This window comes from Silvibacterium bohemicum (assembly GCF_001006305.1).
GTDB classification, from domain to species: domain Bacteria; phylum Acidobacteriota; class Terriglobia; order Terriglobales; family Acidobacteriaceae; genus Silvibacterium; species Silvibacterium bohemicum.
This window is the reverse complement of sequence record NZ_LBHJ01000001.1, coordinates 721,395-743,422: the sequence shown is the minus strand read 5'-3', so window position 1 is coordinate 743,422 and position 22,028 is coordinate 721,395. Positions and strand designations below refer to the sequence as shown.

Here is a 22,028-nt window from a genome sequence, read left to right as displayed (position 1 = left end):
TCCTTCCTGGCGTTACGCGAGTGCTCCGCGAATCTCCTCGGGGTTCACTTACTTGCTGACGAACGAACGACGGATATCCGACACTGACGGAATTTGATTCGGCAGCGAACTTCGCCAAGATAGAACACAGAGCCGTAGTCGCTAAGATTATTCACTCAGCTGTCGGAGTCTCCGCCGCTAGATCATGCTTTTCTGCACGATCTCAGGAATGGTTTGGGCGTGCCGCAACGGGGGCGGCCCTCCACTTACTACCCCACCGCGAGGGCTTCGGGCCCATCACGAAATGGAGAAGCCCACCGGCTTGAATCTGCTCCCATGTAATAACGGGAATGTTGAGCGGAGTTCCATTGAGGGTCGCTGACTGAATGTAGAGATTTTCTGGTGAGTTATTGCTTGCCTGTATGCGGAAGGTCTTTCCATTCGCGAGGGTGAGTGCGATCTCGCCGTACATCGGACTGCCGATCATGTAATCGCCGCTGGCAGGATTGACGGGATAGAAGCCCATTGCAGTGAAGAGCAGCCACGCCGACATCTGTCCGCAATCATCATCGCCATCCAGGCCGCCGGGCGTTGGCGAATATTCCTTCTCAGCAATCTTACGCACCATCGCTTGCGTCTTCCAGGGCTCGCCGCCGAAGTCATACAGGTATCCGTAGTGATGACTCGGCTCGTTGCTGTGTACGTTATGGCCGCCGCTAAAGTGCTGATCGAGCTTCTTGTCGTATTGCTCCACGCCACCCATCAACTGAATCAATCCAGCCTGATCATGGAGCGGCGACCATGTGTAGACCCATGCGTCGCCTTCGGTCCAGCCGGAGACGGAGCGGTTTCCGTTGTCGTCTCTTCCTCCGCCGATCGGTGCCCATTTGCCATCGGAAGTTTTTCCATTCATCAGACCGAGTGCGGGATTGTAAAGATTGCGATCGTTCAAGGAACGCTTGAGAAAGAACTGGTAATCGTTCGCCCGCCCGAGAGCTTTCGCAACCTGCGCAACGCACCAGTCATCGTAGCTGTCTTCGAGAGTACTCGAAGCCGCTTCATCGGTTTTGTCGGTCGGGATATAGCCAAGCTGCTTGTAATAAGTGAGGCCGGCGCGCGCTTCATATGGAGTATGCTCCTCACGGTCAAGCCATCGCCGCGTTGTGTCTCCGTCCGGAGGCGTCATCGCGTCCTTATATACCGCCTGCCATGCCACCTCTCGATCGAAGCCGTGAAAACCTTTGCGGATGGCTTCAGCGACGAGCGAGTCCGCATGCGTTGCGATCATGATGTTGGTGTAGCTGGGATTCGGCCACTTGGGCATCCAACCACCTTCCTTGAAATTCTGCAAGAGCGCGGTAATCATGCCGTCGATTCGCTCTGGAGCAAAGAGAGTGAGCAGGCTGTTCTCTGCGCGAAAGGTATCCCAGATGGAATATGCCGTGAAGCTTTCACCGCGGTGGATGCTGTCATCGAAGGCGCTGTAATAGCGGCCATATTCCGAGAAGACTCTCGGATAAAGCAATGCATGATAGAGCGCCGTATAAAGCAATGTCTTATCGGCGTCGGTTGCTCCGCCGATCTGCAATCGCGAAAGCTTTGCGTTCCACTGCGCTCGCAGCGCCCGCTGCACCGCTTCGAAATCCCAGCCCGGTATCTCCCGCTGGAGATTTTCGCGGGCCTGTTCCACACTGATGAATGAAGTTCCCACGCGCAACTGAATGGTCTGGCCAGGCTCGAATTCCGCATAAGCTCCACGGCTGCTCTCAGCTTTGCTGTCGTCCATGCCATAAGTCTTCATAGCCTTCGGCGTCTGCTGAAACTGGATGACGAAGTAACCCTTAAAGTTCGGCAATGCGAGCGGACCCAAATGCGCATCCATCCGATGAGGATTGTAGCCAGTAATCTCGCGTGTTTCAGGATTCACAGATGCCATGCCTGGAATTCCTGGACGAGAAGCTTCAATCAGGACGCGGCCCGTGCTGGAGGCGGGAAAAGTAAATCTCAGCATCGAACAACGCTCTGTAGCTGTCACCTCTGCCTGGATTTTTCCATCCGAGCCGGTATCCAACAGAACTCGATAGTAGTCGGGCCGTGCGACTTCCGATTGATGGCTGTAAGGAAGTTGGCGGGAATCCGGCGTGGTGCGCAGTTCGCCGATTTGCGGAGCGATTGTGACGTAGCCGTAGTCTCCCATCCAGATCGCTGGCTGATGCGTCCCGGTGAATCCGGAGATGGTCGTGTCGTCGTAGTTGTATGAGGTGACGCTGATCTTGTTCTGCCGCGTTTGCGGCGTCCAGTCCGTCATGCCGAACGGCGTGGTCACGAAGGGCATGGTGCCGCCGTAACCGATCGCGCTGCGCTGAGAACCGACAAGTGGATTTACATACGGAACGAGATCTGTTTGAGCAGACAGCTTCGAGAACGCACCCAGAAAAATAATCGCGACGACAAAAAAAATTCTCTTCATCACCGCGAATTGTATCTCGCGAGCCTGCTGCTACTGCAGGTCGTTGCCGGCCAGCCAAGGCGTATCTCGATAGGAATCGGCAATCACCCAGGCGGCAGCCAACAGCGCCGCGTTCAGGATGGTCTCGCTCCACTGAAAGGCAACTTTGGAACCCGCTGCCACGATGGGTATCCATACGAGGAGCAGGAACAATCCGATCTGCAAGGCGGCGAGGCACGCTGCCAATCGCGCCCAGAAGCGGATGAGTACCGCGATGCCCGCCGCAACGAAGGCAGAGCCGGTGAAATAGGCCCAGAACAGGTGACCCGGCAACCATTCAGGGATTAGCGAAAGCGTGTCTTTCACGTCGATGAAATGGGCCGCGCCGAAGAAGATCAGCGGGAGACCGTAGAGTACGCGAGCGATGTGGAGTCCGTTGTTGCCGCTGATAAACCTAAGATGTCGACGGTCCCAGTCAGCGGCGTACCAGACATAAAGCACCCAAGCGGCGGCCAGAATGACCAGGAGCGGAAACACCGACCAACAGGCTGCGAAGAGAGCAGTGTGGAGAAAGTTTGGCAACCGGAACAGCAGCAGCCAAAAGAGAAGTGTGGCGAATAGCAAACGCGCCGCAATGGTCGCCGTACGTGAAACCAGCAGACCAATGCCGGTTGCAAGGGATATAAGCGCAGCGAGGGAAACGAAGAGTTCGTGTGCCGTGACACTCGCGGGAACAGGATTCCACACCGGAACGAGGTCGCGGTAGAGAAGCCCCACAATTCCGAGACCGATCATGGCAATCGAGAAGACGGCATGACCGATGCTTGCGATGCGCATGGATGTATTCTCCAGAGCTGCCTCCGTTGATTGGAGAGAGTTCCGGTAGAAAACCCTAGCACATCGAAGAAGGGCTGAATACCAGGGAAAATAAGGCTAAGCGGAAGCGTCCTTGAACTCTTCGTACCATGCCATCTGGATGGCTTCGAGCTTCGATTCGTTGGATTTTGTGGGGTCGTCGGCGAAGCCTTCGAGCTCCTTCACGTATTTATGCAGATCGGTGAAGCGGACCGTGAGCGGATCGAGCTCAGGATGCTTCTCCTGAAGCTGAATGCCGATTTCTTCCGAGTCGTTCCAGGTAATTTCGCGCGGCATGGGATCTCCTGAGTCCGTCCTGATATCGATCGATGTTGCGGTTTGCCTCTGCTCTCGACCTAGCTCTGATTCAGAGCCAGGGGCTTGCCTTCCGAGACGTAATTCCGATTCCAGCTGGGAATTTCGACGACGTAGGTTCCGGGACCGGTGATGATGGCCTGGCAGCCAAGGCGCGAGTTGAGCTGGAGTCCAGGCGCCATGTCGAGGCGGTCGAGCTCATCCTCTTCGGCCTCGCTGATCTTCGCAGTTCCCTCCTTCACCAGCAGGTGGCAGGTGGTGCAGGCACAGGCACCTCCGCAGGCGTGGTCGAGAAAGATGTTGTAGTTCTCAGCCACGTCGAGGAAGGACATCGGCTTGCCATGATGATCGTAGGGCATTGTCCCGTATTCGAATTCAACCGTGCGTCCTTCGGGCAGAAATGTAACGCGCACCATGTTGGGCGCGGGCGGCTTGGTCAGGTCGATCTCTTGTACTTTCGCTTCGGTCATTCTTCACTCATTCAATTCTGATCGGTTACTGATGCTTCATTCACATTACTTGATTTCCGCGGGCGCGAAGGGATGCGGCGCAGTCGGTCCGTCACCGAGCTTCTCGCCGGCGGATTGCATGGTCTGGCCGCCAATGGCGCTGGAGACGGCGGTCTCCATCATGAGCTCTGCCATGCGGCGCGTGGATTTGTCGAGAGCTTCGGTGCCGTCGCGCAACGCCTTTGCGTCATCGCCTTCCTTGAGGACGCCCAGCTCGGCGGACAGCAGCGCGATCTGACTGCGTTCTTCGTCGGTGAGCTCGCGCCACGCTGGATTCGATTTCGCCTTCTCGATCGCCGTGAGGATGGTCTCCGCTTCGTTTCTGGCTTCGATGAGCTGGCGCTGCTGGAAATCTGCCTCGGCATTATCGAAGGAGTCGAGGATCATGGTTTCGACCTGCTCGTCGGTGAGCCCGTAGGTCGGCTTCACCTCGATTTCTGCTTCCTTGCCGCTGCGCTGCTCGCGCGCGGAGACATGCAGGATACCGTTCGCGTCGATGAGGAACTTGACCTCGATGCGCGGCAGACCGGCGGACATGGGCGGTATGCCTTTGAGGTCGAAGCGTGCGAGGGAGCGGCAATCTTTCGCCAATTCGCGCTCGCCCTGGACCACATGGATGGCGACATTAAGCTGCCCATCGACACCGGTGGTGAAGTGCTCGGTCGCGGATGCAGGGATGGTCGAGTTGCGCTGAATGATCTTGGCCACAACTCCGCCGAGTGCTTCGATGCCGAGCGAGAGCGGCGTGACATCGAGAAGCAGCATGTCCTCGGTGGCCTTCGAACCACCTTCGAGGATGTTGGCCTGCACGGCTGCGCCGAGCGCGACGACTTCGTCAGGGTTGAGCTCGATGTGAGGCTTCTTGTTGCGCGGCGCGAGATGGAAGATCTGATCGGTCAGGCTGCGCACGAACGGGATACGCGTCGAGCCGCCAACCAGCACCACTTCGTCAATCTGCTCGGGCGTGACGCCGGCATCTTTGAGGGCTTGCTTGCAGGGGTTGATCGTCCGATCGATGACTGGCTTGATGATCTGCTCGAACTGTTCGCGGGTGATTTCGCGGCGATAGGGCTGACCTCCGGGCAGATCGACGGCGATCCGCGTGGTCTCGGAGGTCGAGAGCACGATCTTGGCTTCGATCACCGCTTTGCGAATAGCCTGGATGGCTTCCGGGTTGGCGCGGAGATCGAGCTTCAGCTCGCCGTGGATGTCATCGAGCGCGATGGCGATGAGCAGATTGTCGATGTCATCGCCGCCGAGGTGTGTGTCTCCGTTGGTCGCGATGACTTCAAAGATGCCCTCGTGCAGCTTGAGGATGGAGATGTCGAAGGTGCCTCCGCCGAGATCGTAGACGGCGACGATGCCTTCCTTGTTGCGATCGAGGCCGTAAGCGAGCGCCGCAGCGGTAGGCTCATTGACCAGGCGCAGCACGTCGAGTCCGGCCATGCGTCCGGCGTCCTTAGTGGCCTGGCGCTGCGCATCGTTGAAGTACGCGGGCACGGTGATGACGGCCTTGGTTACGGGCGAGCCGAAATAACGTTCGGCATTCTTCTTCAGTTGGCGCAGGACGTAGGCGGAGATTTCCGGCGGCGTGTACTGCTGCTCGCCGAGCTGGATGCGCAGAACCTCGCCGGGCTGAATGTCCGATGCGAGATGGAACGGGAAGAGCTTCAGCTCGTCCTGGATGTCTTCTACGCCGCGGCCCATCAGGCGCTTGGCGGAGTAGATGACGCGATCAGGTGTGGCAGCGAGATGCTTCGCCGCCGGGTTCCCTACGACGATTTTCTTGGGCTCGGGAATGGCGACTACTGAGGGAACCAGGTTGACGCCGTCTTCGCCGGGAATGACGACGGGGTGATCGCCCTGCATGAAGGCGACTAGCGAATTGGTGGTTCCGAGATCGATGCCCACGATGCGAGCTGCATTGGTTTCGCTCAACGAGATTCCCCTACGAATGACGAACGCGCGGGCGTTAGTTTGCCCGCGGGCGCATTCAATACGTATTGGGCCTCGCCGCGGCCGAAGGACCAGTCGTCAAGATCGTTCTCTGTGAGCATGATCATCACGTCATCCGGCTCTACACCTGCGCGCTCCTTGACCAGATGCGCGATGCGGCGATAGAGCGCCTGCTTGGCCTCGGTGGTACGGCCTTTGCGCAGAGTGATGTGCACCAGCGTAAAGTCTCCGGAGCGCTCCATGGCCATGAACTGGGGATCGACGACGAGCTCCCCTTTCAGATGCGCGGTGAGCACAACGAAAAGATCATTCTCGGGGATGGAAATAGACTCACGCATCGCGTCGTAGACAGCTCCGGGGAGCTTGCCCCGCTTGTCTGTGGGCATGGTGTCGTAAACAGAAATTCTTACTAGCGGCATGTCATCCTCGATCAGGCTTCCAGAGCCTCGTTGACGTCGCGAACCAGGTTACGGATGTAGCGGCGGCGGTCCAGCAGGGCGACCATCTGATCCTTTGTCTCGCTCTTGCGCGCCGTGTCTTCGTTGTCCAGAGCCGTGCCCCAGAGGGTCCACAGATCCTGCAAGTTGGAGTCGCTCGCGGCTAGCTGCGATTCAAAGTCGATGTGGGCTTTTTCCAGATCCTTGCGGAGCTGCGGGTCGTCTTCGCCCATCTTGCGAGTCATGCGCATCTCTTCGAGCTGCATGTTCAACTCGAAGACCTCTTCGAGCAGATCAGCGGGAACGCGCGACTCCTTGGCGGCTCCATCTTCGCTCTTCCCTGCTTCGAGGACGACGCCCTCGAGCTTGAGGAGATATTCGGTGCGCGCGATGGAATTCTTCAGCGTGCGATAGGCGTCGTTGAGCAGCGAGGTCTGTTCGAGACTCCACTGCTGCTCCTGCTGCGTGGCCTGTGCGTAGACGTCAGGATGAAGCTTCCGGCTGAGGCGGTAAAAGCTGCGCTCCAGCGCGGACAAGTCGATATTGAGCTTACGCGGCAATCCAAATGCGGCGAAATAATCGATGTCAGGAGATGGAGGTTGTACTTTGCCGCAAGCATCGCAAAAGGGCTTCGTGCCCATGACGGTTGCTCCGCACGACCAACAGGCCGCGCTGACGGATTGATGTTCCGCAGTTTGCATAGAGTGAAATTAAGCGGCGAGCGGCGCGCTACGCTGAGAAGGACGACCCGCAGCCGCAGGATTTCGTCGAGTGGGGATTGATGAAGTTAAATCCCTGGCGCATCAGCGTCTCCTCGTAATCGAGAATCATGCCGTGCAAATAGATGAATGACTTTGGATCGACAAAGACGCGCACGTCACCGAACTGATAGATGCGGTCACGCTCACGCGGCTGAGAATCAAAGCGAATGTTGTAGGAGAGCCCTGAGCAACCGCCGCCGGTGATGCCGAGACGCAAGCCGCCTTCGGTGGGTGAGACACCCTCCTTGGCCATGGCGACGCGAATGCGCTGGATGGCGCGCTCGGTCACCTGGATTCCCTTTTGATTGGGAGCCTGGTTTTCGGCATTCAGTATTTCGAGTTGCGGCGTGCTCATTCTTTCATCCCCAGGGGCTAAAGCCCTTGAATCTACAGCCCCTTGAATCTACGGCTCAGACAGGCACGGCTTAAGCCGTGCCCTGCTACACGACTCGCTTAGTTTGCGGCTACGGCCTGGGCGACTTCTGCGCCTTCGGTCACGCCGTTCTTCTTCTTCCAGTCGCCGATAGCGGCGCGGATGGCGTCTTCGGCAAGCACCGAGCAGTGAATCTTGACCGGAGGAAGCGCGAGCTCCTTCACGATATCCGTGTTTGTGATCTGCATTGCTTCTTCGATGGTCTTGCCTTTGACCCATTCGGTCGCGAGCGAGGAAGAGGCGATGGCCGAGCCGCAGCCGAAGGTCTTGAACTTGGCTTCCTCGATCACCTGGGTCTCGGGGTTCACCTTGATCTGCAGACGCATGACGTCGCCGCACTCCGGTGCGCCGACGAGGCCGGTGCCAACTTCCGAACTCGATTTGTCCAGCTGGCCTACATTGCGTGGATTGTTGTAGTGGTCGATAACCTTATCGCTGTATGCCATTGAAATTTCTCCTTATAAATTCGATGAACCTGACGAATTAAGTCTTACTCAATCTACCGGGTTTAGTGCGCCTGCCATTCGATCTTGCTGATGTCGATGCCCTCTTTCACCATCTCGTAGAGAGGCGAAAGTTCGCGCAGCTTCTGCACGACGTCGATCAATTTGTCGGCCACGTAATCGACTTCAGCTTCCGTGTTGAATCTGCCGAGGCCGAAGCGAATTGAGCTATGCGCTACGTCGTCGCCGAGTCCCAGAGCCTTCAATACATAAGATGGCTCAAGCGTCGCCGAGGTGCAGGCTGAACCGCTCGAAACCGCAATCTCGTTGATGCCCATCAACAATGACTCGCCTTCGACGTAGACGAAGCTCATGTTGAGATTTCCGGGCAGGCGATGCTCCCATGATCCGTTGACATGAATGTAGTCGAGGGCCCCCTCGAGCTTCGCCTTGAGCTTGTCGCGCAGGGCGATGAGGCGCTTGGTCTCGGCAACCATCTCCTCGCCAGCCAGCTCGCAGGCCTTGCCTAGGCCAACGATGCCGGGAACATTCAATGTGCCGGAGCGCATGCCGCGCTCGTGGCCGCCACCGTTGATCTGCTCGGAGATCTGTACACGCGGATTGCGGCGGCGCACATAAAGAGCGCCAACCCCCTTGGGGCCGTAGATCTTGTGACCCGATAGAGAAAGCGCATCGATGTTCATCGCGTTTACGTCGACCGGGATCTTACCCACCGCCTGCACCGCGTCGGTGTGGAAGAGCACGCCGCGCTCGTGGCAGAGCTTGCCGATTTCGGCGACCGGCTGAATCACGCCGATCTCGTTATTGGCAAACATGATGCTCACCAGAATGGTCTTGTCATCCATGGCCAGCTTGAGGTCTTCGATATCGATGAGGCCATCCGCCTTGACCGGCAGATAGGTGACGCGATATCCGGACTTTTCCAGGCGCTTGCAGGTATCGAGCACGGCTTTGTGCTCGGTGGCCTGGGTAATGATGTGATTGCCGCGCTCCTTGTACATCTCGGCGATGCCCTTGATCGCGAGATTGTTGGACTCGGTGGCTCCGGAGGTGAAGATGATCTCCTTGGCGGTGGCCCCGATGAGCTTTGCGACCTGCTCACGGGCCTTCTCCACGCCCGCTTCCGCCTCCCATCCAAAGGAGTGATTGCGGCTGGCGGCGTTTCCAAACACTGTCGTGAAATAGGGCATCATCGCTTCCAGCACGCGAGGATCGAGCGGCGTGGTCGCATGATTATCCATATATAGCGGCAGGTTGACACCCGCCGGGACGCTGACGTTTCCAATCTCAGTAGTGCTCATTCTTTATGACTCCTGCGTCTTTCCTGCTTAAACTTTTCCTGCCCCAGCGTCGGGGGTGCGGATGGTGACCAGATCCTGCTCTGTTTTCGGATGACCGTTAGCCTGATCGGAGTCGACCAGGTCCGAAATCCGGATATCTTTTAGCACGTTTGAGATGCTGTCGTTGACGCGTGCCAATGGCTCTTTGATGGTGCAGCTATTCGTCAGGTCGCATAATCCGCTGTCCGTCACGCACGATGTGATGAAGAGCGGCCCGTCGATGGCGCGAATAACCTCGAAGGCCGTAATGTCGGAAGCTCGGCGAGAGAGCGTGTAGCCGCCGTTCATGCCGGCGTGAGAGCGAAGGAGACCCTCCTTGGCAAGACGCTGCAAGATCTTGGCCAGCAGCTGCGGAGGAATATGATAAGCCTCCGCGATGTCCTTGGCGCTCAGCGACATGGAGTCCGAATGCTCGGCGATGAACTTCAACGCCATAAGGCCGTAGTCGGCTTTTTTGGTAAGTCTCAGCATGAAAAGAGACTAGCTCCGGCAGTCTCAATATTCAGTATAGGACCAGAACTGTCCGAATTCAAATCATCGATTCGAAATTGCCCGTTTATGGTCACACGGAAGCACCTTAGGATCGGTTTTGAAAGATGGCCGAATTCGATTTGACAGATGGGCCGGGCTCGATACAATCTTTGCGATATCACTATCAAATCCCCAGGTCAAAATACACCCACCAAATGGATACACCCTGCAAACACCCAAGAGTGCGTGTGGTAGCGCGCGAAGAGGACGCCGAGTATGTGGAATGTCTGGAGTGCGGCGAGGTTTTCGACTCCAACGAGTTTCGCGACATGGCAATCGAAGAAGCCCGGGAAGACGAGGAAGAAGAATAAAACCAGCGGGGTGCGGCCAGCGGCTAAGAACTTTGCTCTGACGGGCTGAGCCGCCGCGCCACCTGCCACGCATAGTGGAAACCTGAAATCGTAGTGAATGCAACCGTGGCGACCAGGGCTCCGTGGCGAACGACACGGATGATGGGCGGTGCGTAAAACATGCCCAAAAGCACGGCCAGCAGCGCAATGATCTGCGCCAGGGTATTTGCTTTTCCGAAAATGCTCGGCTTGAAATTTCGCATGCCCACGCCGGCGTAGAGAATAGCCGCCACCATCAGAATTCCCAGGTCGCGCCCAAAAACCAGCACCGTCACTCTCCGCGAGATGAGCCCTTCATGATGAAGGACCAGAAAAAGCGTGCTGAGCAGGAGTTTGTCCGCGACCGGGTCGAGATACTGTCCCAGCACGGTGCGCTGCTTGAGGAGCCTGGCCAGCAGACCATCGAGCCCGTCGGAAATGCCCGCGAGAACAAAAAGCGCGAACGCCGTCCGGTAGTGGCCATCGAGCACAGCCAGAACCAGAAAGGGGATGATGCAAAGCCGTAACAGCGTGAGTTGATTTGGAGCGGCGCGGAGTTCGTTCATCGGAGCGTTTCGAGGGACAGCAGACAGGCCTTCCTTTACCGATTCTTCACAATCAAAACCCTGATACTACCGCAGCTGCCGGATTTTCCGCCATAACGATGCATGCATCCCCCACTTCTCGAGCGCCAGAGGCAGAACAACGGCACCCATTCGTACGATGTTCTCTCTTCCCGCACACGAAACAGTCACCTGAAACAACCATCCAATCGACACGGATCTGATTTGCTATTTCGCTGCCGCATAGTCATCGCGTCCCCGATGACGCCAGAATCGAAGGCGGGTAGCCACCATACGGACAAGATAGATGACACGCCTCGGCATGCCTTCCGGGAAAAAACTTGCTATGATGGTTGAGGTCATTGCCCAATGATCGCAACGCAGGCGCGTAGCTCAGTTGGTTAGAGCGCTACCTTGACACGGTAGAGGTCAGGAGTTCGAGTCTCCTCGTGCCTACCATATTTCCCCATAAGATACGGTAGATTAGATCCTTCCTAGTGGAAGCCCCAACGCTTGACTGGCTGCCCACTTACATCGGAGTAGCGAACCCGGATTAGATCGCCTTTCCGGTTCCGCTCCTCGACGGCCCTGAATGCCCCGGCCTTTACAGCTGCAGGGTAAAGGTAGGTTTGGCTCGCGATGCTTCCACAGCGGGGCTTCGCTCCCTTCAACCTGCTTGAGGATATGAAGGTCGCTTGGCGCGGCTCCTGCACGGCGTTGATTTTGACCGGCCAGGATCAGTTTGCGCGCTTGTCCGCTCGGGGGCTAAAGAAGGTGTGGAGCGTCGAATCATCCCTGCTCGAGTATGCAACGTATGGCAATCGCGAGCAGGTCGTGGCCAGGTTAGGCATTCAGCGCAGCAGGTGCTGCTTTTAGCTGCGTGCCTGCTGCCGCTGTAGAAATCGATTTCGTCCCACCGCCACTGCAGCGATTTCGACCTCGGTTGACATCCTCTATAAGGTCGGGACTTTTCAAATGACTCAGAGGCAGTAGGGGTTGTTCTTAATGGGCCGCGACCGGATCGGCGCTCCGTATCCATGCGGTGTAAATGATGTCGCGTAGTTCGATGGCTCCTGCTGCGAGTCTTTCCTCCGCAAAAGCTTTTCCGTCAGGCGTTCCCGCTCCCGAAAACGCACCAGCCTTCTCCAACTGGTATGTCTTCTCGACCAGCGTGTTGGAGTGGCGCAGGTAGGCGACGTAATCATCGAAGACATCGCCAAGGAGCTTCGGTTCACTCGCTTTCACCGCGGGCTCCAGGTCGCCGATCTTGACATTAGCGCCAACAAATACACTTTCAAACAGTGCGTGGATGTGATGCTCCGTCGTATATCCGTTAGGATTAGGCCCCGACCAGCCATTCGGATAGATCGACGTGTGCAGCGGCATCGATCCATCGCCGACATAGTGTCCCAGGATGCCGGCGAGAAAAATGATCTCTGCCTCCAGAGGCTTGGTATCCCGCTTGTCGGCCAATAGGGCGCGATAATCGCGCATGGCGCTCTTCAGACGTTCGGACATCTCGACGGTCTGGTAAGGCTGCGTCCCCATGCGCTCGACCGTCAGTGGAAGATCGGGGTGAGTAGTTTGGAGCGGCACCAGCGCGCGAACATAGTCGTAGCGGTTGCGCGGAAGCGAACCGAGGAGGGCCACTCGCTCCAGGGCGATAAAGTGATCCGGCGCAGACTCATCTGCGAGCTGCGGCTCGCCGCGGCCGCGCCAATGGTCGGGTTCCGGCGCGTAATATTCGAGCGCATTGAGTCCCTCCGGAGACCGCAAAAACAAGGGGACATCGTTGGGCAGGTTCATGCCGGCCAGGCGATTGACCATATGGTGGCCATCGACTCCCCAGGCGAACGCATGCTGCGTCAAGAGAACAGAGACGAGAACCAAAGCGGTGCAGGAGTGCAACAAAGTAAAGAAACGATTCTGACGCGTCATGCAACTCCGCCTTTAATGAAGTACTACCGAAGCGAAGGCAATGGACAGTTTCCATGGCCTTCGCTTGCCCGGTGTGAAGTTTTAGAACTGGAGTCGAACACCGAGCTGCATCTGTCGCGGTGTGTAGATGTTGTTGTTGTTGGAATTGGTGGCCGCGCCAAAGGGGTTGGCGAGGAACTGCGTAAGAGTATTGGTGGTGACTCCGTTAGTGGTTGTGGTGCCCAGGGTATATGCAGTGGTGTTCACGGCCGTCACGTTCTGGTGGTTTGCGATGTTGAATGCCTCCGCCAGGAACTCGAGATTGTAGTGCTCGCGTACGGTGAAGCGCTTGGAGCCGCGCAGGTCGAGAAGGATCGTGCGCGGTTGCTCGAAGGTATTGCGCTCCAGCCCCGGAATGCGTGACGACCCGCCGGTGCCGGTATAGCCGCTGCTTACGCCAGTCACATATCCGGTAGAGAAGTCGCTGGTGACCAGCGCTGTCGGATTGCCCGTGATGGCGGCTGTGTAGGGAGCGCCGTTCTGCGCCGAGAAGCTGGGCGCGAGCTCGTAGCCGTTGACCAGATAGCTCTTCCAGCCGCTCGCCTTCCAAGGAGTCGTGACGATGGCAGTTGCGATGGCGCGATTAGGAATGTTCTGGGCGCCGTTGCCGTACTCAAGATGGAAATTCCGCGGGTCGAGGATGCTGCTGGAATTCGTGAAGGTAGTGTTGTTTTCGTTGTAGTCGAGAGTGTGCGACCAGGTGTAGCTGCCCTGGAACTGCACATTGTGGCTGAGGCGATGCTGAACCTGGAAGACGAGAGCGTTGTAATTGCTGTTGATGTTGCTCACGATGTCAGTGATTGATCCGTATGCGCCATTGGGCCGGAGAATCTCTCCTGTCGACGTCTTCCCGGCTGCGTTGACTGCATATCCATAGAGGTTTGCTGTGTACTTCGCATTGTTTGGCAGCGCGGAGAAGGCCTTGGGATTGCTGTTGACCACCGTATAAGTGACGCTGACCGGAGCGGGAAGGTTGGTGTCGACAAAGTTCGGCAGTTCGTGGCCGAACGATCCCAGCCAGCTAACGCTGAGGACCGTGTTCCATCCAATATCCTGATCGACCGTCAAATCGGCTTGATGAATCTGCGGAAGCTGGAAGTTCTTATCGAAGAAAATCACATTCGGCGTAACGCCGGCGCTGTTGGAGAGAATTCGCGGGAAGAGCGGCCCGCTTGTCGGGGTGAGATTGGGCGTTTGGAACTGGCTCTTGGGGCTGCCAGTTTGAGCAAGCGCGTTATAGATGGTGGAGTTGATGAGGCGGGCGTTGAAGATGCCATAGCCGCCGCGAAGGGTCGTCTTGCCGGTGCCGAAGATATCGTAGGCGAAACCTACGCGCGGTGCGATGTTGTTTTTATCGCTCGGGAATGAATCGGTCTGCGCAAGATTGGGGTTAGGCAGTTGCGCGCCTGGAGTCTGCTCATACTCGTAACGAAGTCCGAGTGTCAACGAGAGTCGCGGGCGTATCTTCCATTCATCCTGCACGAAGCCCGCGTAATCGCCGGTCTGGAACTCGAAGCCAAGCGGTCCGAAGCCCTGGTTGTAAGTGGAATAGTGACCAGGCAGGTTGGAGGTGGCGGGGTTCAGTGACTGGTAGTAGTCGGTAAGATAGTTTGCCACTGACGTATAAGAGTAGGCGCCGTAGAAGTTAGAGATATTCTCGGCGAGATCGTTGGTGTGGATATAGTCGCCACCGAACTTGAACGAGTGGTTTCCACGGATGTAGTTGACGGTATCGGTCACCTGCCAGCGGCGCTCATCAGGATAAGCAGGACGAGGATAGAAGGTAGGAGTACCGAACTGGAAGGCTCCGGTGATGGAGACGTTCGGCGGAATGCCGATGGGATTTGTGTAGCCTTGCGGCTGGAGCAGGGTATTGTGCTCATACGTCGTAGGAGTTTCGGGACCGGCGAACTCGAAGTCGCGGCCGTACTGGTAGCGAATTTCATTGGTCAACGATGGAGTGATGGCGGTGTCCAGTCGGGCGATACCCCAGGTATCGCGGGCATAGACATTTCCGATACTTTGCGTGCCGTACTGCGCAGTCACGTTGGTTTGCTGGCCGGAAGGCGAGATGAAGCGCAAACGGTTGGCTTCGGCGCTGAGGTGATTGCGCTCGTTGATCTGCCAGTCGATCTTCGGAAAGAACAGCGTCTGGTCGGCAAAGCGGTTGGCCTGTCCCAGCAAAGACGATAATCCGGCCTGGCCATTGATGTAATCGGTGACGCCTGCGGCGTAGGTAGGGAGCTTGAGCTGGGTCTGCAGCGTGCAGGCGCTGTTATCGGCGAAGAAGTTGGGATCGTTGGTCGCGGTGATTGGCGAAGTGGCCGTAGAGCTGGGGCAGGTCTTGCCGTCCGGAAGATTGGCCGAAGGCCTCGCGTAGAAGTTCGCCGGCGAGCTTGGCACTGTGACGATTGGAAAATCGTGATAGAAGCGGTCGAGCGCAAAGAAGAAGAACAGTTTGTCCTGGATGAACGGTCCGCTGAAAGCAAAACCATCCTGCTTGCGGATGTCGGTGGGTTTTACGTGAGTCGAGACGAATGGACCGCCTGGAACCGGCTGCAGGGTCTCGACGGTGAAATCGTTAAAAGATGCGAGCGCTGAGTCTCGGTCCAGGTAGTACCCTTCGCCGTGAAACTGGTTGCCACCACTTTTGGTGACCGCGTTTACAACACCGCCCGCAGCTCTTCCGTACTCGGTCGAGTAGTTCGACAGGTTGATCTGAAATTCCTGAATGGCCGACTTCGGCGTTGAGTATCCGATATTCGTACGGCCGCGCTCTTCTGAGAAGAACGCCTGATTGTCGTCGGCTCCATCGATGGTTACGTTGTTGAGCAGTGTGCTTTGGCCGCGAAAGCTCAGCAAGCCGAAACCGCCCGACTCCACCACGCCCGGAGCCTGCAGCGCATAGGCCGACCAGCGATAGTTATTTACCGGCAGGTCTTCGAGATCATGGCGGTTGATCGTCGTCGTGAAGTCGTTATTGATCGTGTTGATGATTGGAGCCGCACTTGAAACCTCGACGGTCTCGTTCGATGCCCCCAGAGTCAACGTCGGCTGTACGTCCGTGAGCGATCCAACTGTGACCTCAACCTGTTCGGATTTGAAGCTCTCAAATCCAACTGCGGCTATGGTCACGGTATATGTACCGGGCTGAAGATGGATGACACGAAAAGAACCGGACGCGTCAGAAGTGGTGGTCTCCTCGGCATTCGTGCCATTGTTGCGAATGGTTACTTTTGCCGCGCTGACAAAAGCGCCGCTCGCATCTCTCACGCTGCCGCCGATGGCGCCGTCGACGGCGGTCTGCGCCGCCAGGCGTCCATGCATGCTCGCAACCAAGATAACGGCCAGCATCCATCCCGCTAATTTCCTGAAGTTCATCGATCTCTCCTGAATGGTGTGCAGCAGAAAATGCGCCTTTGCTCGTGGTGCGCATTTCTGCAAAGTCGTGATTTGGACGCAGAACCACCTGCGACCACTGATAGTTGTCGAGAGAAGGGGCTATTGGCGCGGATTAACCGGGCTGATGAAGTACCGCGACGCCGCGGTTATGAAGACTCTTCGACCCGAACCGCCGGTTGTCTTCACCAATAGAAAGTTCACCGGGAACGCGGCGGCGCTTGCTGATGTCGAGCGCCCGAAGCGGTTGCTCACCGGACTTCGGCCGATGCTTTGTGTGAGAAAAGGCTTGATGCCCGTAAAAACTCGGATCGCAAGTAGACCAATCGAAACAGACAAGCAGATAACGTCGCATAGTAATCGGAATTCCAGGAAGACAAGACTCAACCTAGGCCGCTTCAGTGAACGCCGCAAGAATGGAAGGTTACTAGATCGTTAAAAGATGGCAGACGTCTGACGTCTTACATCCGTTGACCGTCGTCCTATAGGCTGACATAATCGAGGGCGATGACCGACAGGGCCACAAATGATCAATCAACTGAAGAGCTTAGCGACCGCATCTGGCAGGGTGTGCCACGCGAAAACCTGGCCACGCGCGTAGCAAATGCGATCCGAGAACAAATTCGTTCCGGCAAGCTGGAACGCGGCTCTCAGCTTCGCGGGGAAGTAGATTTTTCGCGCGAGCTGGGAGTCAGCCGGCAGACCCTGCGCGAGGCCACGCGCCTTCTGACACGGGAAGGACTGCTCACCATTCGCCACGGGGCCGGCACCTTTGTTACCGAGCGTTCCGAAAACTTGACCAGTCCTCTCGACAAGATGAATTCCATGTCGGCTCTGATCCGCGAGCACGGCGGCGAGGCTGGAGTCGATGGTTTAAAGATCAGGCGTATTACCGCGACGGCTGAGATTGCGGCGGCATTGGAGATTCCCGAAGCCTCCGCGGTTGCGGAAATCTTCCGGCGGCGATTGATCGGATCAAGGCCTTTGGCGATAGCCTATGATTACATCGCGCTTCTCGATGATGCCGAATGGAAGTTGCCCCTCATCAAAACCTTTGATGGAGGCTCGATTTATCAATTTATGGAAGCAAGATTCCAGAAGCAGTTTGCCTTCAGCGAAGCGACACTCAGCGCCGTCTCCGCCGGCAAGAAACACGCCGAACTACTCCACGTCAAACCGGGTTTCCCCTTGCTGCTGATGCGTGAGATTCAGTTTGAGGCGCCGCGACAGCGCAGCCTATATAGCGTGATCTATCATCATTCGACTTTGGTGGAGTTCAGCCTGGTCCGCCCCGGTACGAGGTCGTGACTCCGTCTTCAGCCGTCACGATATTTGGCAGTCTCACTATCGACGATCTCGTATTTTCCGATGGATCGACACGCTGGGGCGTGCCCGGTGGCTGTGCTGTCTACGCGGCCATGGGCGCGATGCTCTGGACAAGTCAGGTGAAGATAGTCGCTCCCCTCGGCCCCGATTACCCGGCAGAGTCGTTGGACAAACGCATCGATCTCTCGCACTGCCCTCCTGCGACGCATACGTTGCGGAATTGGGGGCTCTACGAAGAGGATGGCCGGCGGCACTTCGTCTCCCGCAGTGCGTCCCGAGACTGGGCTAAGTTTTGTCCAAGCCCGGTCGATGCGATCGCTGCTCATCAAGCATTGGCCCATGTCGCGCCCATGCCACGAGCTCTCGCGGTCGAGTTGATCGAGGAGCTTCGCAGAGTCGGTGCGGAGTCGATTTCACTCGATCTCGATGATCACGATCTGCTCGCCAGCTCCGAGCTGGATGCAACTGTTGCGCTTATCCGAAAAGTCGATCTCTTCATACCCAGCAGGCAAGACCTCCACGCCATTTTCCCTGAAGCCGGCCCCTTGGAAGGCCTTCGCCGGCTGAGAACATTCGCTCCGGATGTAACGTTGATCGCGGTCAAATGTGGCGCAGAAGGAGTAATTGCTCACGTCGCAGGCGCGCCGGAGTGGGTTCGCATTCCTGCCATTCCGGTTGCGTTGGCCGATGCGACGGGAGCAGGAGATGCTTTTTGCGGTGGAACATTAGCAGGCCTTGCCGAGGCGCAAGATCCCGTTGAGGGACTGCTCTGCGGAGTAGTATCAGCATCGTTCTGCGTTGAAGGTCTTGGTTTCTCCGGCATGGCCGCAGCCACGGAGGAAAAGGCAAAGGATCGCCTCACCATGCTTCGCCAACTCGTAGAAGCTCATCCGTTCTAATGAATGAGTTCATCGCGTCGACGGGACGCGAACTCAGAGAAACAAAGCGGAAACGTATCCAGGCGGTCAATGCTCCTTGAATGCCGATCTTCAAATTATTGATGCGTCCAAGATCAAAGATACTGACGCTAATGATTCAGTATCATTGGAAGAGCCGGTCGGAGATCTGGCGATGAATTGAGACAACTTTGACCAGCCAAAAGGCTTCGCTCGAAGCCACCACGGATCAAGCGCCGTCACGCCGAAATCGCACAAAAACGGTTCGTCGTAGCCTGGTCGAAGCAAGTGAGGCCCAGAAAGAGGCACTGCTCGCCCGCGAACTCCGTACCTCGCAGACACAGCAGGAACTTGCCGTGCTTGTAGTGATCGAGTTTACCGGAGAGCTCCGTAAACGCAAGCTTACCGCAGCGGCTCGACTTGCCCGCACCGCGGCCGCCGTCACGGCTGGAGTAGAAGAGCTTCCGCCCGATGGAGCCTCCGCCCTCGACTTCGATGCCAGCCGTGCTGAGTTCGAGGAGCTCGCCCGATCGGCCGGCGCGACCATTGCCGCCACTCTTGTGCAGCGCCGCCAGAAGCCCGATCCCTCCAGCCTCGTTGGCCAGGGCAAACTCGACGAAATAGTGGAGGTCGTGACCTCTACCAACGCATCGCTCGTTCTTTTCGACCACGACCTCACTCCGTCACAGCTTCGAAATATCGAATCCCGGCTTCCCTGCCACGTCATCGACCGGTCGCAGCTTATTCTCGACATCTTTGCACGCCACGCGAAGACAAGCGAAGGCCAGCTTCAAGTCGAACTCGCACAGCTCGAATACCAGTTGCCGCGACTCGCTGGACGAGGTCGAGCCATGTCGCAGCTTGGCGGCGGCATCGGAACCCGCGGCCCAGGCGAAACGCAGCTCGAGACCGACCGCCGCAAGATCAACCTGCGCCTCGACCAGATCAAGACTCAGCTTGACTCCGTTCGCAGGATCCGTCATCAGCAGCGGCAGCGCCGCGAGGCGGTTCCGGTTCCCGTGGTCGCGCTCGTCGGATATACCAACGCGGGCAAAAGCACGCTCTTCAATGCTCTTACTGAGGCCGGCGTGCTCGAGTCGGCCCGCATGTTCGCCACCCTCGACCCCAAACTTCGGCAGTTACAGCTTCCTTCCCGCCGCAAGGTTCTGCTCTCCGATACAGTCGGCTTCATCCGCAACCTTCCTCACACACTCGTCACGAGCTTCCGCGCAACTCTCGAAGAGGTCGAGCGTGCCGAGATTCTTCTTCACGTCCAGGACGCGGCCAGCCCTATCCGTGAAGAGCAGAAAACACAGGTTGAAAAAGTCTTAGCCGAGCTTGGAGTCTCGACCAAGCCCGTCATCCAGATACTGAACAAGGTCGATCTCGTCCCGCCCCAGGAACTCGCCCACCTCTTCAGCGACCGCGAAGCAATTCCCGTCTCCGCACTGCGGCAAACCGGACTTGAACAGCTCCTGATTGCGATTGACGCGGAGCTCGTGGTCGACCCGCTCGTAGAAGCCAGCTTTCGGCTCCCGCAATCCGAAGGTTCTGTTCTCGCCTCACTCGAAGGCGGAGCGATCATCGAGAAGAAGCGCTTCGAAGGAAACCTCGTCTTCCTCCGAGCCCGCGGTCCAGCATCGCTCCTCAACCGGTACCGCCGTTTCCATGACAAACATGATCTATCTACGCGCGGGAATGACACACTGAAACCAGATTGCTCCGCATAGGCTAGCTCATCTCCGTCTTGCGCATTTGTGTTCTGGATTTCTTGAGATTTTTCACCACAGTTTTGCTGACCACTTTCGTAATGTTCAGGCTGTCAGTGTCTGATCCCTCGGACTTCTTCAGGTCCACGTCGAAGTTCGGGCTTCCATCCTGTTTGGAAATCGTTAGGTGAAAATTTAGTTTTGTCGTTCCAATGAAATGCCCCAGCGGACCAACCGAGGCGCGAGCCGCCTGATTTCCCTTACCGAAGGCCGTGGCCCGCACTGTGACCGTGAACTCCGCACAGCCTGCCTCCGGACTTTGGTCGCCGGCACGGTAGACGTTCTGGATGGTCTTCTCCGACTCAAGCCGCCGCACCAGATTCTCGTAGAGGAGGACACGATCCTCCGCGGGAAAACTAATTGCCTGATCGGCATCGATTGGCTGGACCCGCACCGCGTTTGCCTGGATCTTCCACTCAGGGCAGCCTACAGCGGCTGCGGCTCGCAGCCTAGCGCCCGCAGAAGGCTGAAAAGCAATTTTCTCAAGCGTGGCGGGCATATCTGCTGCCTGGAGTTCAAAGACCGCGCCATGGTATTCGCCCGAGGCATCGAGAAATTCGATTGTGAGCAGGCCAACCTTCTTGTGCGTGACCGCGCCAAGCGCTAGTCCTCCTCCATAAGGAATAACCACGCGCGCGATTCTTCCAGCTTTACCACCGGTCTCGATCTGTTCATCTCCGCCGGAAACGGCTATGATCCGCGACTTAGGAATTTCGCCTGAACTGCGCTCAGTGATAAATCGCAGGCTCTTCGTGTCGAAAGAAAGATCTCCTTCAGTATCCGGAGCGGCACCCGGCCATCCGGTCAACACCTTCGCCGATACGGGTGAGACAGCGCCAGGTTCACTGCGAGTCGTGCTGGCATTTGACTGTGCGTGAAGCGGTACGCTGCCAATAAAAATCAGGATTGCGGTCTGCAAACTGAACCGCGTCAAGAATGGAAACATGAAGGCCTCTCCTCTGATGAGCTTAATGTCAGCTTGCGCCAAATGGCAGTAACTGTCAATAGGCAGCAAATGCCCTTTTGGGATAGATTCATGCTATGGGCATGAGAGAGAAGAAAGTTCAACGCAGCCGGGAGCGGATCACCTCTGAAGCGATAGCCCTGTTTGCCCGCAACGGATACGAGCAAACCACCATGGAGGCAATTGCGGAGGCAGCAGATGTGAGTCCCAGGACTCTCTACCGCTACTTCCCCAGCAAGGACTTAATCGTTCTTGCCAGTTTCACCGCGAATACGGCCAAGTTCTCAGAAGTGTTTGCCCTCAGAGTCAAAGAAATGCCGATAGAACGCGCGTTAGCAGAAGCCATCTTTGCTGTTCTCGCAGTGGAGGATGAAGAACCGAAGCACGCTCTTCTTGTCCGATCGATTATTGGCCAATCCCCTGTAACGCGAGCCCGTCTCTGGGATTACCTGGGAGAGCAGCAACGTTCCCTGACGAAACAGCTCAGCGAGTGTCTTGGCGTGGAAGTCAACGATCCAGCTGTGATCCTGACGGCCCGGATCGCGTTGGAAGTACTCCTGGCCGCCGCCGATATCTGGCGAGCCAGCAAAGGACGCGCATCCTCTCGTGGCACCGCTGAGAACCTGATGCTGCTTTTGAGAAACGGCGGCATCCTGTTTCCTAATCCCGGGACCTCCGCTCTTTCAAAGCCATCGGGATCGAATCAGCCGGTCAAGAAGCTCCCACAGCGGAGGCGCCACGCATCGATGTAGGACAGGAGCGGTTTTGCGCCGAAG

At 57.2% G+C, this 22,028-nt stretch carries 21 protein-coding genes and 1 tRNA gene; 7 read left to right on the top strand and 15 right to left on the bottom strand.

The annotated features are described in order from the left end of the window. Positions 1 to 202: 202 nt before the first annotated feature. From XX99_RS03215 to XX99_RS03165, 11 genes are all read right to left on the bottom strand, one after another. Positions 203 to 2,449 carry a GH92 family glycosyl hydrolase gene (locus tag XX99_RS03215; protein WP_050057903.1) on the bottom strand — a complete coding sequence of 749 codons (2,247 nt, stop codon included), beginning with the start codon at positions 2,447 to 2,449 and terminating at the stop codon, positions 203 to 205. A 30-nt stretch (positions 2,450 to 2,479) separates the two neighbouring features. Then, complete coding sequence (locus XX99_RS03210) at positions 2,480 to 3,265, bottom strand: DoxX family protein (RefSeq protein WP_050057902.1); 786 nt, start codon at positions 3,263 to 3,265, stop codon at positions 2,480 to 2,482. 96 nt (positions 3,266 to 3,361) lie between these two features. Next, complete coding sequence (gene iscX, locus XX99_RS03205; protein WP_050057901.1) at positions 3,362 to 3,580, bottom strand: Fe-S cluster assembly protein IscX; 219 nt, start codon at positions 3,578 to 3,580, stop codon at positions 3,362 to 3,364. Positions 3,581 to 3,639: 59 nt separating this feature from the next. Continuing rightward, on the bottom strand, positions 3,640 to 4,068 hold the full coding sequence (locus XX99_RS03200) for a 2Fe-2S iron-sulfur cluster-binding protein (RefSeq protein ID WP_050057900.1): 429 nt from the start codon (positions 4,066 to 4,068) through the stop codon (positions 3,640 to 3,642). Between the two features lie 45 nt (positions 4,069 to 4,113). Continuing rightward, entirely contained in the window at positions 4,114 to 5,976 is a 1,863-nt protein-coding gene (gene dnaK, locus XX99_RS03195) for a molecular chaperone DnaK (RefSeq protein ID WP_231581136.1), read from the bottom strand. Between the two features lie 65 nt (positions 5,977 to 6,041). Next, complete coding sequence (locus XX99_RS03190; protein WP_050057898.1) at positions 6,042 to 6,482, bottom strand: tautomerase family protein; 441 nt, start codon at positions 6,480 to 6,482, stop codon at positions 6,042 to 6,044. Between the two features lie 11 nt (positions 6,483 to 6,493). Further along, complete coding sequence (gene hscB, locus XX99_RS03185) at positions 6,494 to 7,141, bottom strand: Fe-S protein assembly co-chaperone HscB (RefSeq protein ID WP_231581123.1); 648 nt, start codon at positions 7,139 to 7,141, stop codon at positions 6,494 to 6,496. Between the two features lie 88 nt (positions 7,142 to 7,229). Continuing rightward, positions 7,230 to 7,616, bottom strand: a complete 387-nt coding sequence (locus XX99_RS03180) for a HesB/IscA family protein (protein WP_050057897.1) — start codon at positions 7,614 to 7,616, stop codon at positions 7,230 to 7,232. Positions 7,617 to 7,714: 98 nt separating this feature from the next. Continuing rightward, entirely contained in the window at positions 7,715 to 8,140 is a 426-nt protein-coding gene (gene iscU / locus XX99_RS03175; RefSeq protein ID WP_050057896.1) for a Fe-S cluster assembly scaffold IscU, read from the bottom strand. Between the two features lie 62 nt (positions 8,141 to 8,202). Then, positions 8,203 to 9,459 (bottom strand): IscS subfamily cysteine desulfurase, encoded by a 1,257-nt coding sequence (locus XX99_RS03170; protein WP_050057895.1) that lies wholly within the window; start codon positions 9,457 to 9,459, stop codon positions 8,203 to 8,205. A 27-nt stretch (positions 9,460 to 9,486) separates the two neighbouring features. Continuing rightward, a complete protein-coding gene (locus XX99_RS03165) occupies positions 9,487 to 9,969 on the bottom strand; it encodes an RrF2 family transcriptional regulator (protein ID WP_050057894.1) in 483 nt (160 codons plus the stop codon). Between the two features lie 125 nt (positions 9,970 to 10,094). On the opposite strand from XX99_RS03165, the gene XX99_RS27940 reads away from it, so the two are divergent. Next, positions 10,095 to 10,340: a hypothetical protein gene (locus tag XX99_RS27940; RefSeq protein WP_050057893.1), complete on the top strand. Its 246-nt coding sequence runs from the start codon at positions 10,095 to 10,097 to the stop codon at positions 10,338 to 10,340. A gap of 23 nt (positions 10,341 to 10,363) precedes the next feature. Here XX99_RS27940 and XX99_RS03155 read toward each other — a convergent pair whose 3' ends face one another. Then, entirely contained in the window at positions 10,364 to 10,924 is a 561-nt protein-coding gene (locus tag XX99_RS03155) for a CDP-alcohol phosphatidyltransferase family protein (protein WP_050057892.1), read from the bottom strand. A 379-nt stretch (positions 10,925 to 11,303) separates the two neighbouring features. On the opposite strand from XX99_RS03155, the gene XX99_RS03150 reads away from it, so the two are divergent. Both XX99_RS03150 and XX99_RS03145 read left to right on the top strand, forming a co-directional pair. Beyond that, positions 11,304 to 11,380 (top strand) — tRNA-Val (locus XX99_RS03150). Between the two features lie 180 nt (positions 11,381 to 11,560). Beyond that, entirely contained in the window at positions 11,561 to 11,797 is a 237-nt protein-coding gene (locus tag XX99_RS03145; protein ID WP_050057891.1) for a hypothetical protein, read from the top strand. A 126-nt stretch (positions 11,798 to 11,923) separates the two neighbouring features. Here XX99_RS03145 and XX99_RS03140 read toward each other — a convergent pair whose 3' ends face one another. Together XX99_RS03140 and XX99_RS03135 are read right to left on the bottom strand one after the other, a co-directional pair. Continuing rightward, positions 11,924 to 12,859, bottom strand: coding sequence for a phospholipase C/P1 nuclease family protein (locus tag XX99_RS03140; RefSeq protein WP_050057890.1), 936 nt, complete (start codon positions 12,857 to 12,859; stop codon positions 11,924 to 11,926). A gap of 81 nt (positions 12,860 to 12,940) precedes the next feature. Next, a complete protein-coding gene (locus tag XX99_RS03135; protein ID WP_050057889.1) occupies positions 12,941 to 16,279 on the bottom strand; it encodes a TonB-dependent receptor in 3,339 nt (1,112 codons plus the stop codon). Positions 16,280 to 16,804: 525 nt separating this feature from the next. On the opposite strand from XX99_RS03135, the gene XX99_RS03125 reads away from it, so the two are divergent. The 3 genes from XX99_RS03125 to hflX all read left to right on the top strand — a co-directional run bounded on the left by XX99_RS03125 (position 16,805) and on the right by hflX (position 20,249). Continuing rightward, positions 16,805 to 17,605, top strand: a complete 801-nt coding sequence (locus XX99_RS03125; RefSeq protein WP_050057887.1) for a GntR family transcriptional regulator — start codon at positions 16,805 to 16,807, stop codon at positions 17,603 to 17,605. Further along, positions 17,602 to 18,522, top strand: coding sequence for a carbohydrate kinase family protein (locus XX99_RS03120; RefSeq protein WP_050057886.1), 921 nt, complete (start codon positions 17,602 to 17,604; stop codon positions 18,520 to 18,522). The genes XX99_RS03125 and XX99_RS03120 overlap by 4 nt, the downstream gene beginning before the upstream one ends. A 188-nt stretch (positions 18,523 to 18,710) precedes the next feature. Beyond that, complete coding sequence (hflX, locus tag XX99_RS03115) at positions 18,711 to 20,249, top strand: GTPase HflX (protein ID WP_050057885.1); 1,539 nt, start codon at positions 18,711 to 18,713, stop codon at positions 20,247 to 20,249. A gap of 1 nt (position 20,250) precedes the next feature. Here hflX and XX99_RS03110 read toward each other — a convergent pair whose 3' ends face one another. Continuing rightward, positions 20,251 to 21,234, bottom strand: a complete 984-nt coding sequence (locus tag XX99_RS03110; protein WP_050057884.1) for a hypothetical protein — start codon at positions 21,232 to 21,234, stop codon at positions 20,251 to 20,253. 101 nt (positions 21,235 to 21,335) lie between these two features. Between XX99_RS03110 and XX99_RS03105 the strand changes: the two genes are divergently transcribed. Then, positions 21,336 to 22,004, top strand: a complete 669-nt coding sequence (locus tag XX99_RS03105; RefSeq protein ID WP_197081818.1) for a TetR/AcrR family transcriptional regulator — start codon at positions 21,336 to 21,338, stop codon at positions 22,002 to 22,004. Positions 22,005 to 22,028: the final 24 nt, after the last annotated feature.

Bases quoted from the DNA above. Each gene is read 5' to 3' on its own strand.
- XX99_RS03200 (WP_050057900.1), bottom strand. From the start codon at position 4,068: ATGACCGAAGCGAAAGTACAAGAGATCGACCTGACCAAGCCGCCCGCG.
- XX99_RS03165 (WP_050057894.1), bottom strand. From the start codon at position 9,969: ATGCTGAGACTTACCAAAAAAGCCGACTACGGCCTTATGGCGTTGAAG.
- XX99_RS03210 (WP_050057902.1), bottom strand. From the start codon at position 3,265: ATGCGCATCGCAAGCATCGGTCATGCCGTCTTCTCGATTGCCATGATC.
- XX99_RS03180 (WP_050057897.1), bottom strand. From the start codon at position 7,616: ATGAGCACGCCGCAACTCGAAATACTGAATGCCGAAAACCAGGCTCCC.
- hscB (WP_231581123.1), bottom strand. From the start codon at position 7,141: ATGGGCACGAAGCCCTTTTGCGATGCTTGCGGCAAAGTACAACCTCCA.
- dnaK (WP_231581136.1), bottom strand. From the start codon at position 5,976: ATGCAGGGCGATCACCCCGTCGTCATTCCCGGCGAAGACGGCGTCAAC.
- XX99_RS27940 (WP_050057893.1), top strand. From the start codon at position 10,095: ATGGCCGAATTCGATTTGACAGATGGGCCGGGCTCGATACAATCTTTG.
- iscU (WP_050057896.1), bottom strand. From the start codon at position 8,140: ATGGCATACAGCGATAAGGTTATCGACCACTACAACAATCCACGCAAT.
- XX99_RS03145 (WP_050057891.1), top strand. From the start codon at position 11,561: ATGCTTCCACAGCGGGGCTTCGCTCCCTTCAACCTGCTTGAGGATATG.
- iscX (WP_050057901.1), bottom strand. From the start codon at position 3,580: ATGCCGCGCGAAATTACCTGGAACGACTCGGAAGAAATCGGCATTCAG.
- XX99_RS03170 (WP_050057895.1), bottom strand. From the start codon at position 9,459: ATGAGCACTACTGAGATTGGAAACGTCAGCGTCCCGGCGGGTGTCAAC.
- XX99_RS03135 (WP_050057889.1), bottom strand. From the start codon at position 16,279: ATGAACTTCAGGAAATTAGCGGGATGGATGCTGGCCGTTATCTTGGTT.
- XX99_RS03140 (WP_050057890.1), bottom strand. From the start codon at position 12,859: ATGACGCGTCAGAATCGTTTCTTTACTTTGTTGCACTCCTGCACCGCT.
- XX99_RS03190 (WP_050057898.1), bottom strand. From the start codon at position 6,482: ATGCCGCTAGTAAGAATTTCTGTTTACGACACCATGCCCACAGACAAG.
- XX99_RS03125 (WP_050057887.1), top strand. From the start codon at position 16,805: ATGACCGACAGGGCCACAAATGATCAATCAACTGAAGAGCTTAGCGAC.
- XX99_RS03110 (WP_050057884.1), bottom strand. From the start codon at position 21,234: ATGTTTCCATTCTTGACGCGGTTCAGTTTGCAGACCGCAATCCTGATT.
- XX99_RS03105 (WP_197081818.1), top strand. From the start codon at position 21,336: ATGAGAGAGAAGAAAGTTCAACGCAGCCGGGAGCGGATCACCTCTGAA.
- XX99_RS03215 (WP_050057903.1), bottom strand. From the start codon at position 2,449: ATGAAGAGAATTTTTTTTGTCGTCGCGATTATTTTTCTGGGTGCGTTC.
- XX99_RS03155 (WP_050057892.1), bottom strand. From the start codon at position 10,924: ATGAACGAACTCCGCGCCGCTCCAAATCAACTCACGCTGTTACGGCTT.